We start from the raw sequence: 13,560 nt of genomic DNA, 5'->3' as shown, positions 1-13,560 counted from the left end.
GGTCCACTGTCCTATCCATTCGGTGAGTCGAATTTGCAACACTCGCAGAAAATGCTGTCAATTCCGATTATCGCCTGGTTGCGCTGCTTCAAACCTGGTAGCTCTGCTCGCTAGCGTTCTGAGAGGGTATATTTGGATGCGCACGCTCGACATTTTCAGCGGAGCAGGCGGCAGCAGTGCAGGGGCGCGGCGAGCTGGAGCAACTACCGTCGCAGCTATCGATATGTGTTCAGTCGCCACCGCGACCTTCGAGCAGAATTTTCCTAGCGCGAAGGTCTATACCAAGCGGCTCGAGGAGATAAATCTCGCTTCATTGCGTCGATCTATCGGAAATATTGACCTACTCTTATCATCCCCAGAATGCACCAATCATACCTGCGCAAAGGGTAGCGCGCCAAGAGACGAGAAGAGCCGTGCTACCGCGATGCATGTCGTGAAGTATGCAGAAGCCTTTAAGCCGCGGTGGATTGTTTTAGAGAACGTTGTTCACATGCGCCCTTGGACCCGCTACGGCGAACTCAAGAACGAGTTGGTGGCACTCGGGTATAACCTAGCTGAGCAAGTCCTCGATGCTTCAAACTTTGGAGTGGCCCAGACGCGTCGTAGGCTGTTCCTTGTTGGGGATAGGAGGCAAGTTCCAAAGACTGTTAACGTGCAAGCGAAGAAACGAAAGCTATCAGCGCGATCGATTCTTGATCCCAGAGGTTTGTGGCCCACATCTCCGCTGTTGAGAGAGAACAGGGCTAAGGACACTCTCGCAAGGGCTTCAAGAGCGATCGACGAGCTTGGCGAAAACAAGTCATTCATCTTGGTCTATTATGGAAGCGACGGAAGCGGCGGGTGGCAGAGCATAAGCCGACCATTGAGAACGGTCACTACGGTGGACCGATTTGCTTTAGTTGAGCCAACTTCTCAAGGATATCAGATGAGGATGTTGCAGGTCCCTGAACTGAGAAGGGCAATGGGTTTTGATGACAAATTCTCCTTGCTGCATGGTACTCGACGAGACAAGGTTCGGCTGCTGGGCAATGGTGTATGCCCGCCGGTGATGGAGGCAGTAGTCGCGGCTCTCACCGAAAGCTGATGAAGCCCGGCCGAGAGCTGTTGGTGCTGCCCTGGTAAGCAATCGAAGAGACGATCTGGTCTTTTAGTCGGCCAACCACCTTAAATTCTGTTTCTTCAATCGCCTTGCGCGTCATTGAGTAGGATATGCTCGTCAGAATTTCCAGGGTGAAGCTCTCCGCACAAATTGATGGTCCGCCATCAAACGGCGGTGACTGCCACACGCTCGCCGGTAGCTTTAGGTCTAATCCATCCTTCTGTTTGCGGATACGTGTGGCGGGTACCACCGCAGCTAAGAAGTAGGGAATGGTTCCAACGTGGCCTTGTGAGAAATCACACGCCGCTTGAACCTGGACGAGCAGCCACTGCGGCGTCTTTGGTTCGGATAGCTTGAGAAATTCTCCGCGCAGGCGGCTTGGCTTCGATCCGAAACGCCTTTCAAATTCGTCATCGCTGAGCCACGCAGGTGGAACCTCTAAGAGGACTCCTCGACGGTAGGGCTTCACTTCGTGCGAAATCTCCAAGTTGACTGCGGTGTTGAGTTTAGAAATCGCGCCTGCGTCGAGCGCGAACTTCTCGCCGTGCTTGGTGACAGCTTTTGTCCACACGTCCTTGTCGTCAGCTGAGAACAGCTCGGTGCTCACTGCGTCCGTCAGAATTGGCATTAACGCTTCGTTTGTTGCTTCAAACCGGTGATCGGCAACGTTGGCTTGGCCGAAGGCGTTGACAGCAAGTCTGCTCAGAGTTCGATCCATTCGCTCGGATGCTTCGTCTCCTGAGAAGCGACTAGATAGGTCTTGAACGTTGAAAAGGACTTTCTCTGCTGCTCGGGACACTCTTCGTTCCCAGTCCAGCATTGCGCCGAATGGAGCGTTCTTTGTTAGCAACGATTTTATCTCACCTTTAAAGCCGTCTGGATCACCAAGGAAATCTGTCTTGGCAAGAGCAACAGAAAAAAACGGCATTCTGCCTTCCGAAAAGCCGTGCGTTCGCATTCTTTTAATCAGTGCCTCATGCAAGTCCGTAGTAGACCATGTAGCTAAGGCGTATGGTCCATTTTCTGCAGAGACGATCCGGTCGATCAAGCTTACTGGTGGGCCCAGCGTTGCATTGTCGTTGCCTGGAGAGGCTCCGCCCACAAGATTGATGTCGGTCACGATGAGGCGAATCCCGCCGAATGAATCGTCGGCAAGCGGTCGATCATCGGGATAATGGTAACTTAAGCAAGCTAAGCCTAGCTTTCGTAGTGCGCCTACGACGGCCTCTAGATGCTCCTTGTCATCATCTATAACTACAATCTTTCCACCAGGAAACATATCTAGCCTTTGCTATTAAATATTATGGCAAATGCCGCGCCGTCATACGCTCTCGGAATTCCGACGTCCTCTCGATTCGGAGATACAATCAAACGGGCATTGTTAAGCTCACAAACGAGGTTTACATAATATAGGCCGAGGCCCATTCCATCGGGCTTGGTGGTCATAAAAGGCCGAACCAGATCTGCCGGGTCTGCTGGTAACCCTGGTCCGTTGTCTGCGATGACGAGTGCGGGGCCCTCTTCGAAGTAGTTAGTGCTGCCAATGTAGATTGCCCGACTTTTTCGTTCCGCCTTCTTTTCAGGCCATTTGACTTGTAGCCAGTAAATCGAGTTGTCAATGAGGTTTGATAGTGCGCCCAAGAACATCCCAAATGCGACGTTGACCTGAAAGTCCTCCTGCTCGCCGGTCAAAATGGGGCACGAAAAAACTACATCGTGAATCGCAAATCGGCTCTCGTTTAGGAATCTGCATTCCTCTAGAAGTTCTTTGACTTGGTGTTTGCGCTTCTTATCTTTTCTCAGCAGAGTGGAAAAGCCATCGAGCAGTTGACTCAAGTGTTCCGCTCTCTCAAGGAGCCGAGGAAGAGGTAGCTTCTTCCTGATGTCGGATGTTAGGCTCTTTACGCCCCGATCAATTTCATGAAAGAGGATGCCCAAATTGAGACCTGCCATGCCTGCGTGGGTCATTACCTCTTTCATTTCGCCGAACTTTTGCTCAATGGCCTTAAGGTGCTTTCCTAAATCGGCGGAAAGCTTCCGTTTGTCGAATTCTACTCGAAGCGCATTGATGGGATCATCAATATCGCCGACTGCGGCCTCTGTCACAGTTTTAAGTACGGCACGAATTCGATCCTTATCGGAATCGCGGAGGTGCTCGAATTCAATCAAAGCGCCCAGCACTATCGCTTTGAACTTGGCGAAGGCTTCATTCTCCACAAATCCTTCTCTGTTTGTTTTCTCGACTAGCCCCCGCGACTTGTCGCTGCTGGATTCGAGCGAGAGGTCAATCGCGCCGATTAGAATGTTGTTACTTAACCGCCTCGTTGGAATATTGACGCGCCTTTGGTCGAGGCCGAGCCAGTCGTCACCGGCGGCGTGCTCGCCGTAGTTGTATACGCGCACGCCGTCGCGATAAACTCGAACGCCGCCGTTTTCATCGAGAAATTCAGTTAGCGAGGTGGCTTCCGCCATCCGCTGAAGAACTGGGCGGTCGCGGTCAAATGCATAGAATTCACCTAGTACTGGACCGATTGCCTCCTTCGACTCGCCGTTTACGTTTACTCGAGTGAATTCCGCGTCGGCGACTATTCGCCGCTTTTCTTTCCCATTTTCGTCTACGATCGAGAAAAGTCTTTGATCCTGCGGTGCAAGTTTGAGCGGTGCGTCGCTCGCTCTCTTCATGTGACCTTCAACGTCGATTCCTGGAAGAGGAGTAAATCGGTAATCCCATTCAAACTGACCGTTCTCATAAAGAAAAGTGAAATGCCACATAGCGCGATCGAGAAAGTCAGGCGTGTCAAGTAGCCCGTCTAGCCAATTCTTGTGCTCAGGCACAAGGAGTTCGACGCTGAAACCTTCAGGTGCTTTTGTAGGAGAAGATATGGACTTCACATTTCGCCAAAGGCGGCGAATATCTCCCTGTTTCCAATCGTTCCTGAGCCCGGAAATTGCGATCTCTGTTCCGCTCTCTTTGTCTTTGAACAGAGGTTCCTTGGCTTGCTGAACATCGATTTGCGCTTCATCCATATATTTATGCTGAGCGTATTCGTCCCAGTCGATTGATACCTCGTACTCAGGCTGGCCGCGCTGCTTCGTGTTCAGCTTGATGCGCGTTCCAAGCTTGTGAACGGCGAAACGTCCCACCCCCTTCTCACCCAATGGAAGCCGATGAAATTTAGCACTGCGCTGGTTGTTCTGTTTTTGTAGCTCGCGAAAATCGGCCCCTGGCTCGAGCCATACGTTTGTTATCACGTCGAGGCTCATGCCGTCTCCGTCATCGCGGATTGTGATTCGTGCTGCGTCAGTGCCCAGATCGCGAAACGTCAATCTTACGTGGGATGCATCCGCGTCGTACGCGTTTTTTACCAGCTCAAAAACAGCGAGCCTGCTGCTGCCGATGAGCTGATCTCCCATGAGTTGCAGTAAGCGAGCGCGGGGCCGAAAAGTGTGAGCGTCGGAGTTTGCAGGCATATCTGTGATCTAGCCGCTTCTCGATGGCTGGTTAAGTTGGGACTACGAGCTGGCCGCTACATGATGACTGGATAAATTAAAAAGTCAGTTGCAACCACTAATTTTTCTCGCCATCCTCGGTCGCAGCAGGACAATAGCGGCATTCGCTCCTAGCTGCAGCTGTGATCCAAGGCTCTTATCTCCGTGCCTCGTGGTCGGAGGCGGGGTATGGCATTTTGCGCGCGACCGATAGGTCAACGAGGCGGCTCCTGCTTGTCAATCTTCTCTGCCTCAGGCGACCGATCGGCGCGCAGATCCCGTTTGCTACTGTTCTGGTATGCGTCAGCGCGTAGGATGGGTGGAGCGAAGCGATAGCCATCCCTGTGTTGCGGGGATGATGGGTTTCGCGCGGGGCTCAACCCATCCTACGAGCTGAGGCCATACGAAGAAGAACGCCCCCGCCCCCAGCCTACTGCAACCGAACCGGCAGATTCAGCGGCCCCCGAAACCCGAACCCATGCCGCCGCACAGACGCCGGATCCGGCAGCGTCCTCCTCGGAAGCCGCTCGAACAGCATCGGCAGCAGGATGGCGCCGACGGTGCGGCGGGAATACAGTGACAGTGCACAAATATGCCGGCTCGACCGGCGTCGCCGTGTTCGCGTTTGGGGACCGCCGCTACGGCGTCCAGTTCGCCGGGCCGAGCAGGGTCGGAGGAATGAGCGCGCCGGTCATGGCGTGGATGAAGTGGAATCTCGTGCAGGCCGGGCAGCTCACGGTCTCGAAGGTCACGGTCTCGAACCGACAGTCGTCCTTCGGCTGGTGCAGGATGGCATCGACCTCGGACCCTGTCTGGGGGCAGCGAAATGTGATCGGACAATCCATCATCCCATCTCCGGTGCAGACTCGAAAGTTGGGTCGTCGCAGGTTGCGCCTGATTCTCCGGTATTGACTGAGCAATATTGATCAGCCGCGCGCGTTCGCCTCTGGCAGTCTGATCGCGGGAGAGATCGGGGGACGCGCTCGAACGGCCGCTTCGCCCCGCCCGAAAGGGCCGAGGCGGATCAAGCGGCGCTTCGGACCGTCGGCTGTATCACGGGGCGTTCAGTCGTGGCCGCCGCCCGCGGACGACGCATGGCGTCGCGTGCCGTGCGGCGACGTCGAAGCCTGGATGGCGACCATGCCGGGGAGCTGATCATGATCGCGAATTCCATCTTGCGACGATTGACGCTTCACCTGAAGGAGACACGGATGTTGATCGATGTCAGAACCGATGGAAACGTCGAGGAGGGCGAGCAGTTGTCGCAGGACGTGAAGGCGTCGCTTCATGCGGTGCTGCATCGCTATGAGGATCAGGTCAGGCGGATCGACGTGCAGCTCAGCGACGCGGTGAGCCACAAGCCCAGTCACGACGACAAGAGCTGCAGGATCGAGGTGCACCGTGACGGCGGCGAGCCGATCGTCGCGGCACATCAGGACAGCTTCATGGAGCAGGCCGTGCGTGGCGCGGTCCACAAGCTGAAGCGCGCGCTCGACCACGCCTTCGGCAAGGAGGCGGTGTCCGATCAGCTTCGGGATCATCGCTAGACCCGTGGCGGGACGGTTTGCCGGCAAGGCCGCCGGGTGGGAGATCCGTGATGGACATGCTTGCCGAGATCACCGACATCGGGCCGCAGCCGCAGGCGTTCGACATCGAGCGGGCGACGCGGGACAATGCCAATTATCGGTCGGTCGCCTGGAGCGGGCGCTATCTGCAGGTGACGCTGATGTCGATTCCGGTCGGCGGCGACATCGGCCTGGAGGCGCATCCGGAAACCGATCAGTTCCTGCGGCTCGATGCCGGCCGCGGCCGGGTGCAGATGGGCTCGAGCGACGGCGTCCTGATCGCAAGGAACCAACGGTCCGACACGGAGATTGGTATCGAGACCGGGCTGGCCCCACTCCGGCGATGCCGCACAGGAAGGCCTTTCAATGAACAAGCGCAAATCAAATGGCTCCCACAAGGGGAACAGCGCGAAACCCGTCGTGGCGAAGCCGGTATCAATGCCCAAACACGCCGACGCGACAGCGAGGCAGAAGCGCGCTCGCGTGCTTGCCGAGTTCGTAAGCTCGGACGCAGACGAACTGCAGGCAGTTCCGGAGACCGAAACGAGGCTCCCGGGACGACCCGGCCAGGAGACGGAAACGATCCTGCCGCCGCTCCCGCCTCGTGAGCCCGAATCCGCGCCGGCGCGCCTGCCGCCTCTCAGCGAGCTGAAGCCCGATGCCGTTCAGCCGGTCGGCGCTGGGACGGACTCGCACGAATCCCAGCCAACCCCGATCGCTGAAGCCAGGGCGGCCGATCCCTCGCCCGTGGCGGGCGGACCGCCGCCGGCGCTCGCCGGCATGGAGGCCTGCCAGACCCTGCTTATGGAGATGACGCGAGACAATCTCGATTTGGCGGCCAGCCTCGCCACGATGCGCTCGCCTCTCAGCATGTTCGGCGTCGCGACCACGTTTGCCGGCAGACAGATCGACATCTACCGCAGGTTCACGAAGGCCGTCGTCGAGATCGCCACCGGGCCTGCCAAAGCGCGATAACTCGAACGTGGTGATTCCAACCAACCCGGGGCCCGCCTCAGGTGCACTGAGACAACGCGAAGAACAACGCCCTTCGTGCCGGACCTATTGCAGCCGTACCGGCAGATTGAGCGGGCCGCGGAAGCCGAATCCGTGCCAGCGCACGCTCGCGGGATCGGGCAGCGTCATCTTCGGAAACCGCTCGAACAGCATCGGCAGCAGGATCGCGCCGACGGTGCGACGGGAGAGGTGGGCGCCGGCGCAGTGGTGGGGGCCGTTGCCGAAGGCCTGGTGGGGGTTGGGGTCGCGCAGCGCGTTGTAGTGCTCGCCGTCGGTGAACAGCTCCTCGTCGCGGTTGGCGGAGGCCTGGATGGTCATCACGGTGTCGCCCTTCGGGATCAGGCAGCCGCGGATCTCGGTGTCCTCCATCACCAGGCGTGAGCTCGCCTGGATCGGCGCCACCCAGCGCACGCCTTCCTCGAAGGCGGAGCGCCATTTGTCCTGCGCGCGCACCGCGGCGAGCTGCTCCGGGTTGGTGAGCAGGCCGTAGAGGATCGTCAGCAGCGCGTCGCGCGGCTCGTTGATGCCGCCGCCGATCGCGATCTTGATGTTGGCGATGATCTGGCTTTCGGCAATCGGATTCTTCGCGTTGACCATGAAGGAGAGCGCGGACGAATCCGGCGCGGCACGGACGCGCGCCATGTTGGCGCGGATGCAGCGGTCCATCTCGGCGTTGGCGATATCGGACGCGTCGAACGGCCCCGGCGTCCAGCCGAAATTGCCGGCGCCGTCGATCAGGGCCTGCGACCAGCGCTGCATGTCCGCGTCGCTGGCGTCCGGGATGCCCATCACTTCAGCGAGGATGCGCGCGGCCAAGGGGCCTGCGAGGGCGGGGAAGAGATCGACGATCTCGCCGCGCGGCAGCCGGCCGAGATAATCAGTGGCGAATTTGGTGTAGAGCGGCTCCCAGACGGCTTCGATCGTCTTCGGCATCAAAGCCGGCATCATCGCCATGCGTTCGGCGCGGTGCTCATCGTGATCCTTGCGCATCAGGGTATGCGCGAGGAAGGCGCGCTTCATCGGCGTGTTCGGATCGTCGGACGAGAACAGCGCCGCATTGTCCTTCACATATTTGGTGTCGGCCGCCTTGGTGAGGAACGTCCGGCCCACCGACTTCACTCGCAACACCGGCGCTTCGCGGCGCAGCCGCCGGTAGATCGGATAGGGATCGCGCGTCAGCTCCGCGATGGTGATGGTCTCGTCCAGGGGAGCCAGAGTCTGAGCCGGGGTCGCGGTCGGCATGGGGCGCTCCTGTGGGATGCGGGCCAGCGCGTGTCTCACCTCAAGGATAGTGGCCGGGACGGACCCGTGCAATCCTGGTCCGATGCATTGGCCGGGACGAGCGTCCGCACCGAACGAATTCTGACCTCGCCAGTTCCGTTCCTTCAGCGATTCCGCGGGTTTGCGGTGACAGCCGGCGGGCGACATTCCGTCCTTCAAGGCGTCAGCTCCGACATCGTCGGCGCTCCACCGCCATTGCAGCACGCGGATGGATCGCGAGATCGTTGTTGCCAGCGACTCTGCGCAACGCGGTGCGACGTGCGCTCCGCGGGGCGGCTGTGACGCGGCGTTCGGGCCGTGATTCCCAGCACGCATTCAGCCGGTCAGTCCTGCGCCGCCGGCGAAGCCTCCTGCGGCCTAGTCAGCAGCGCTCCTTCGCGGCGCAGGTGTCCTGCGTCGAGAAGACTTCTGAGACTGCCCTGCACGGTCTCCCGCAGCTGGGCGCTGGTCGACCCGAAGCCAAACAAGCGGGCCACCGCCTGGATCAACTGGTCCTCCTCGGCACCGAAGTTCTGCTCGACAATCTGCATGATGGCCGCCTTGATCTCCTCCGGCGGCAGCATCTCGGGCTTGCGCAAGGACTGCGATTGCACGTCCTCGCGCGTGCGGACGACGATCGCCTGTCCCGGCACGGCGTAGAACGGACCTCCGGCGATCCGTCCCCTCGCCACGGCCGATGTCAGCGCCGTTCGCACGGCATCGCGGATGCGATTGCCGGCGCGGGCAAGGCCCCAGGCCGATCTGATGCGGACGATGATTTCCGATTCATGCACCGGCCCTTCGATGGCGACGATCTCGACGACATGCCGCGTCATGTCGGCAAGCGGCGTCTCGTGCGGCTCGATCTCCCGACGGACGCGCAGCTTCGCCTCTTCATAGGGGGCCACCGTGGGTGCCTGTGCGAGGATTTCCTGAGGGCGCTGCTCGGTCTGCTCCGGCGCCGGCACATCGGAGGTTGCCGGAGGCTCGGGTTGAGCTCGCGCAGTCCCTTGGTCGATGTCCCGCCAATGCGCCTTCGCAGCGTCGATCGCGCGGAGGACCTTCTCGGTTTCCTCCTTGGGACGGAGAAACCAGTCGGTCGACCAGATGCGATGCAGCACCCAGCCATGCGCTTCCAGCACATTCTGCCTAAGGCGGTCGCGGTCTCGCGCCGAACGAGACGCATGGTACTGGGCGCCGTCGCATTCGATTCCGAGCAGGAAGCGGCCCGGCTTGTCGGGATCGACGACGGCGAGGTCGACGAAGAATCCGGCGGTGCCGATCTGGGTCTTCACGTCGTGGCCGAGCGCCCGCAGCCGTGCGGCGACCTGCTCCTCGAACACCGAGTCGGGATCGCGCCCGGTCTCCTGCGCGATGCCGAGCTGCCCCGTCTGCGCGAAGGTCAGGAACGTCTTCAGCGCCGCGATGCCGCGACCCTTGGCGCGCGACAGGTCGATGTCGTCGCCGGTGATCGAGGAGAACACCTCGCATCGGAGCTTGGCGCGCGAGATCAGCACGTTCAGCCGGCGCTCGCCGCCGTCCGAGTTGAGGGGGCCGAAGCTCATCGAAACGAAACCTTCCTTGGTTCGCCCATAGCCGATGGAGATGAAGATGACGTCGCGTTCGTCGCCCTGGATGTTCTCGAGGTTCTTCACGAAGAACGGCTCGCTCGTCCCGCGGACGAAGAAGCTCTCCGTTGCCGGGTTTTCCTTGCGCAGGATTTCGAGCTGATCCTGGATCGCCTGGCGCTGCGCCACCGAGAAGGTCGCGACGCCAAGGCTTCGGTCCGGGGTCTCGCGCGCATGGCGCATGACGGCCTCGGCGACGAGCCGCGCTTCCCCGGGGTTGGTCCGGCTGCTGCCGCGTTCGTAGTGCGCATCGGGGTTGTAGTTGAACTTCAATCCCATTCCCGCAACCGCGTCGTACGGGCTCGGCACGATGAACAGCCGGTTGTCGTAGAACTGCTTGTTGGAAACGGCGATCAGCGACTGGTGTTTGCTGCGATAGTGCCAGTTCAGCATCCGGTGCGACAGGCCCTTGGCAAGGCAGAGGTCGAGAATGCTCTCGGCGTCCTTGACCTGGAAGGTCGGCTGATCCTCGTCGTCATTGTCCTCGTCGTCGTTACCTGTCAGCTTCGCGAAGAAGCGCGTCGGCGGCAGCTGCCGCTCGTCGCCGACGACCACGATCTGCCGGCAGCGCGCGACCGCGCCGAGCGCGTCGACCGGCTCGATCTGCGAGGCCTCGTCGACCACCAGAAGATCGAAGGCGATCGCGCCGGGCTTGAGGAACTGGGCCACCGACAGCGGGCTCATCAGGAAGATCGGCTTGATCTGCTGAATGACCGGACCGGCCCGTTCCAGGAGCTGGCGGATGGGCAGATGATTGCGCTTCTTGGCAAGCTCGCCGTTCAGCACGCCGAGCGGCCCGATGCCGCCGGCGTTGCGCGGCAGGGCTGCGGCATGCTCGTGGGCGATCTGATCGCGGGCCAGTTGCATGCGCGCGACGTCGAGCTTGCGGAAGCCGTCGACCAGCCGATCGTGCGATTCGCCGTCGAAGCGCTTCAGCTCGGGATGGTCGGCGAAGATCACGCTGCGCATGGCGTCGTAATAGGACCGGTCGAAGGCGGCTTCGAGCGCTTCGCCCGGCAAGGAGCCGTCGAGCGTGCGGTCGACCAGCGCGGCGAGGCCTTGCGCGCGCGCAAGGCGGACCCGGTCCATGAACGCGATCCAGCGGGTGAGGCGCTCGGTCGCGCTCTGCCACTCCGACAAGGTCTGCGACAGGTCGGCCAACCGGATCTGGTCGCCGGCCTCGAGCGGGATGCGGGCAGGCTCCAGCTGGAGAGAGTCGATCAGCCTGCCGAGGCCGGACCTCAGACTTGCGAGGTCGTGGTTGAGCTGTTCGATCGATTGCCGATCATCGGCCGACAAGGCCAGCTGCGTCAGCCGCTGGCGCGTTTCGTCGTTTGCGAACGGCTTGGGGAATGCACTCCACCAGGTCGCCAATCTGGACAACGCATCCCAGTCCGACCGTTCCTTCTGCCACGCCGTTCCGAATGCGGTGCTGCCGGCAGCTTCGACCTCCGCGAAGGACCGGCGTGCGGCTTGCGCCGCGATGAGGCCGTCGAGCAGCAGAAGCCGCTGCTCGAGCGTTTTCGGCATCGGCACCTTCAGGTACGAGGCCAGCAGCGCCACCTGCTCGCGATAGCGCGGGCTGAGCAGACGCAGCCAGGAGCGGCCCTTCTCGGCGATGACCTTGCGGCACTCGGCGATCGGCGCATCCCAGGCGGCCTCGACGAAGGCGCTCTCGAAGGCCGTCCTCAATTTCGCGTAACGCAGCCCCTTGTCGATGATGTCCGTGATGAGTCCGGTCTGGCTCCAGACGCCGTCGCGGAAGGACGTCCGATCGCACTCCGGCATCGCGGCCGCGGCCTCGGCGAAGGCGAGTATCCCCGCGGCATCGGCCAAGGTGGCCGGCGGCGGGAGATCGAGCAGCGTGCCGAGGCGGGCCGCGCCTGTGGATACGCTGCCGACAACGTTCGAAATGTCGTCGAGCGATTTTCGCAGCTCTGTCATCTCGGCTGGATCCAGCGCGTCGCGGCCGACACCGCGCCAGGGATGCAGGTGCGGCGCGCCGTCGGCCGCAATTCGTTCGGCGAGTTCGGCGATCAGCTCACGCCGCCGCTCCAGATCGAGGGGAGACCAAGAGGGGGCACCCTGCAACGGATAGGGAGGCTGCGCGGAGTTGTCCCCAGAGCGCACGAGATGACCCAGCAGCCTGAACGGTGTCATTTCGCTCGGCTGATGCGGCTGGTGCATCATCTCCGCATGCCGGTTGAGGCCGTCCCGGCTGTCGGTCAGGCGCTGCACCAGCGTGGCTTCGCCGCGCGGGACCGGGACCTCAGCCGATTTGCAGCGTTTCAGCTCTTCGAGCAGAACGCGCTTGTTGGCCTTGTTGGAGTGCAGCTCCAGCGCGAGCGCGCCGAGACCGACATGCTTCAGCCGCCGGTGCACGACCTCGAGCGCCGCCATCTTCTCGGCGACGAACAGCACCGTTTTCCCCTCGGCGGCAGCCGACGCGATGATGTTGGTGATGGTCTGCGATTTGCCGGTTCCAGGCGGTCCCTTGACGACGAGGTCGCGTCCGCGGACCACTTCCTCGATGACCACGGCCTGCGATGAATCCGCATCGACGACATGGTTCATCGCCACCGGCTGGATGACGGAATCGATCTTGCCGTCGTCGGCCACGATCGGCTCCGCGCCCTCGAAGCCGTCCTGAAGCAGCGCTGCGATGAGGGGGTGACGATCAAGGCCGCCATCTGCGGGCCAGTTGTCAGGGTCCAGATCGCGATACATCAGGAACTTGGAGAACGAGAAGAAGCCGAGGACGATCGCGTCCGTCCTGACCTCCCACCGCTGTTTGTTGGCGACCGTCTCCGCGACGCCGGCAAGATAGGTCGCGATGTCGACATCGTCCTCGTCGCCAAAATCCTCGATCTTGAGTCCGAATTCGGCGTCGAGCTTGGCCTGGAGCGAGAGGTTCGGCGACGGCGGCTCAGCGCGCGAGACCAGGTGAAACCGATCGGCGGCGCTGCTGCGTTCCAGACGGACGGGCAGCAGGACGAGCGGTGCGAAGCGCTCGACATCGGATTTGTCGTCCTCGAACCATCTCAGCAGCCCGAAGGCGAGATAGAGGATATTGACGCCCTGTTCTTCCTCGAGCGTTCGTGCGTCGTACCAGATATCCAGCAGACGCTTCTGCAGCGCCTCCGATGACAGCCGGGTCCTGAGCCGGGTGTCGGGCTGCCGCGTCTGCGACTCCGAATCATCACCTTCCTGGTCCACCTTGGTGGTCGGCGTGTCGGATCGAGGTGCCGGCACGCTCAAGGGCAGGGTGCCTTCCGCCTCCGCAGTCTCTGCCTTCGTCGGAAGGAACGTGAAGCGCTTGCCTTCGCCGAGAAGCTCGAAGAGCGCAGCAGAGCGCGCGCCGACGATGTCGATGGTGCGGATGGTCTTGGTCTTGAGCGGGATGTGCACGAGCCGGTTGCGCGTGCCCAGATCGAGCAGCGCGCGCCGGTCCGCCAGCAATCGGTCTCGTACGGATGTGGTTGCCACGTGCAATCCTCCTGCGATT

At 61.1% G+C, this 13,560-nt stretch carries 9 protein-coding genes; 4 read left to right on the top strand and 5 right to left on the bottom strand.

The annotated features are described in order from the left end of the window. Positions 1 to 136 precede the first annotated feature (136 nt). Positions 137 to 1,084: a DNA cytosine methyltransferase gene (locus ACQR0U_RS21110; RefSeq protein WP_434843655.1), complete on the top strand. Its 948-nt coding sequence runs from the start codon at positions 137 to 139 to the stop codon at positions 1,082 to 1,084. Here the strand turns inward: ACQR0U_RS21110 and ACQR0U_RS21105 are convergent. The 3 genes from ACQR0U_RS21105 to ACQR0U_RS21095 all read right to left on the bottom strand — a co-directional run bounded on the left by ACQR0U_RS21105 (position 1,071) and on the right by ACQR0U_RS21095 (position 5,433). Further along, the gene (locus ACQR0U_RS21105) at positions 1,071 to 2,219 is read right to left on the bottom strand and encodes a hypothetical protein (protein ID WP_434843654.1); all 1,149 of its coding nucleotides are present in this window, start codon (positions 2,217 to 2,219) and stop codon (positions 1,071 to 1,073) included. The two genes, ACQR0U_RS21110 and ACQR0U_RS21105, sit on opposite strands and share 14 nt — an antisense overlap. A gap of 161 nt (positions 2,220 to 2,380) precedes the next feature. Continuing rightward, positions 2,381 to 4,513 carry an ATP-binding protein gene (locus ACQR0U_RS21100; RefSeq protein WP_434843653.1) on the bottom strand — a complete coding sequence of 711 codons (2,133 nt, stop codon included), beginning with the start codon at positions 4,511 to 4,513 and terminating at the stop codon, positions 2,381 to 2,383. Between the two features lie 713 nt (positions 4,514 to 5,226). Next, on the bottom strand, positions 5,227 to 5,433 hold the full coding sequence (locus ACQR0U_RS21095; protein WP_315736291.1) for a hypothetical protein: 207 nt from the start codon (positions 5,431 to 5,433) through the stop codon (positions 5,227 to 5,229). Between the two features lie 366 nt (positions 5,434 to 5,799). Between ACQR0U_RS21095 and ACQR0U_RS21090 the strand changes: the two genes are divergently transcribed. The 3 genes from ACQR0U_RS21090 (at position 5,800) to ACQR0U_RS21080 (ending at position 7,128) form a co-directional block, all read left to right on the top strand. Then, the gene (locus ACQR0U_RS21090) at positions 5,800 to 6,135 is read left to right on the top strand and encodes an HPF/RaiA family ribosome-associated protein (protein WP_434843652.1); all 336 of its coding nucleotides are present in this window, start codon (positions 5,800 to 5,802) and stop codon (positions 6,133 to 6,135) included. A gap of 50 nt (positions 6,136 to 6,185) precedes the next feature. Beyond that, a complete protein-coding gene (locus ACQR0U_RS21085; RefSeq protein ID WP_434843651.1) occupies positions 6,186 to 6,761 on the top strand; it encodes a hypothetical protein in 576 nt (191 codons plus the stop codon). A gap of 139 nt (positions 6,762 to 6,900) precedes the next feature. Next, positions 6,901 to 7,128, top strand: coding sequence for a hypothetical protein (locus ACQR0U_RS21080; protein WP_316195367.1), 228 nt, complete (start codon positions 6,901 to 6,903; stop codon positions 7,126 to 7,128). An 84-nt stretch (positions 7,129 to 7,212) separates the two neighbouring features. On the opposite strand, the gene ACQR0U_RS21075 is transcribed toward ACQR0U_RS21080, so the two are convergent. Further along, complete coding sequence (locus ACQR0U_RS21075; protein ID WP_434843650.1) at positions 7,213 to 8,409, bottom strand: cytochrome P450; 1,197 nt, start codon at positions 8,407 to 8,409, stop codon at positions 7,213 to 7,215. 362 nt (positions 8,410 to 8,771) lie between these two features. After that, positions 8,772 to 13,541 (bottom strand): DUF3320 domain-containing protein, encoded by a 4,770-nt coding sequence (locus ACQR0U_RS21070; protein ID WP_434843649.1) that lies wholly within the window; start codon positions 13,539 to 13,541, stop codon positions 8,772 to 8,774. Between the last annotated feature and the right edge of the window lie 19 nt (positions 13,542 to 13,560).

This window comes from Bradyrhizobium sp. HKCCYLRH3097, assembly GCF_051167875.1.
Classification (GTDB): domain Bacteria; phylum Pseudomonadota; class Alphaproteobacteria; order Rhizobiales; family Xanthobacteraceae; genus Bradyrhizobium.
The sequence above is the reverse complement of the archived record's forward strand: the minus strand, read 5'-3'. Positions and strand labels throughout refer to the sequence as shown.

Coding starts and splice junctions, on each gene's coding strand:
- ACQR0U_RS21095 (WP_315736291.1), bottom strand. CDS start 5,433: ATGGATTGTCCGATCACATTTCGCTGCCCCCAGACAGGGTCCGAGGTC.
- ACQR0U_RS21110 (WP_434843655.1), top strand. CDS start 137: ATGCGCACGCTCGACATTTTCAGCGGAGCAGGCGGCAGCAGTGCAGGG.
- ACQR0U_RS21100 (WP_434843653.1), bottom strand. CDS start 4,513: ATGGGAGATCAGCTCATCGGCAGCAGCAGGCTCGCTGTTTTTGAGCTG.
- ACQR0U_RS21090 (WP_434843652.1), top strand. CDS start 5,800: ATGTTGATCGATGTCAGAACCGATGGAAACGTCGAGGAGGGCGAGCAG.
- ACQR0U_RS21085 (WP_434843651.1), top strand. CDS start 6,186: ATGGACATGCTTGCCGAGATCACCGACATCGGGCCGCAGCCGCAGGCG.
- ACQR0U_RS21075 (WP_434843650.1), bottom strand. CDS start 8,409: ATGCCGACCGCGACCCCGGCTCAGACTCTGGCTCCCCTGGACGAGACC.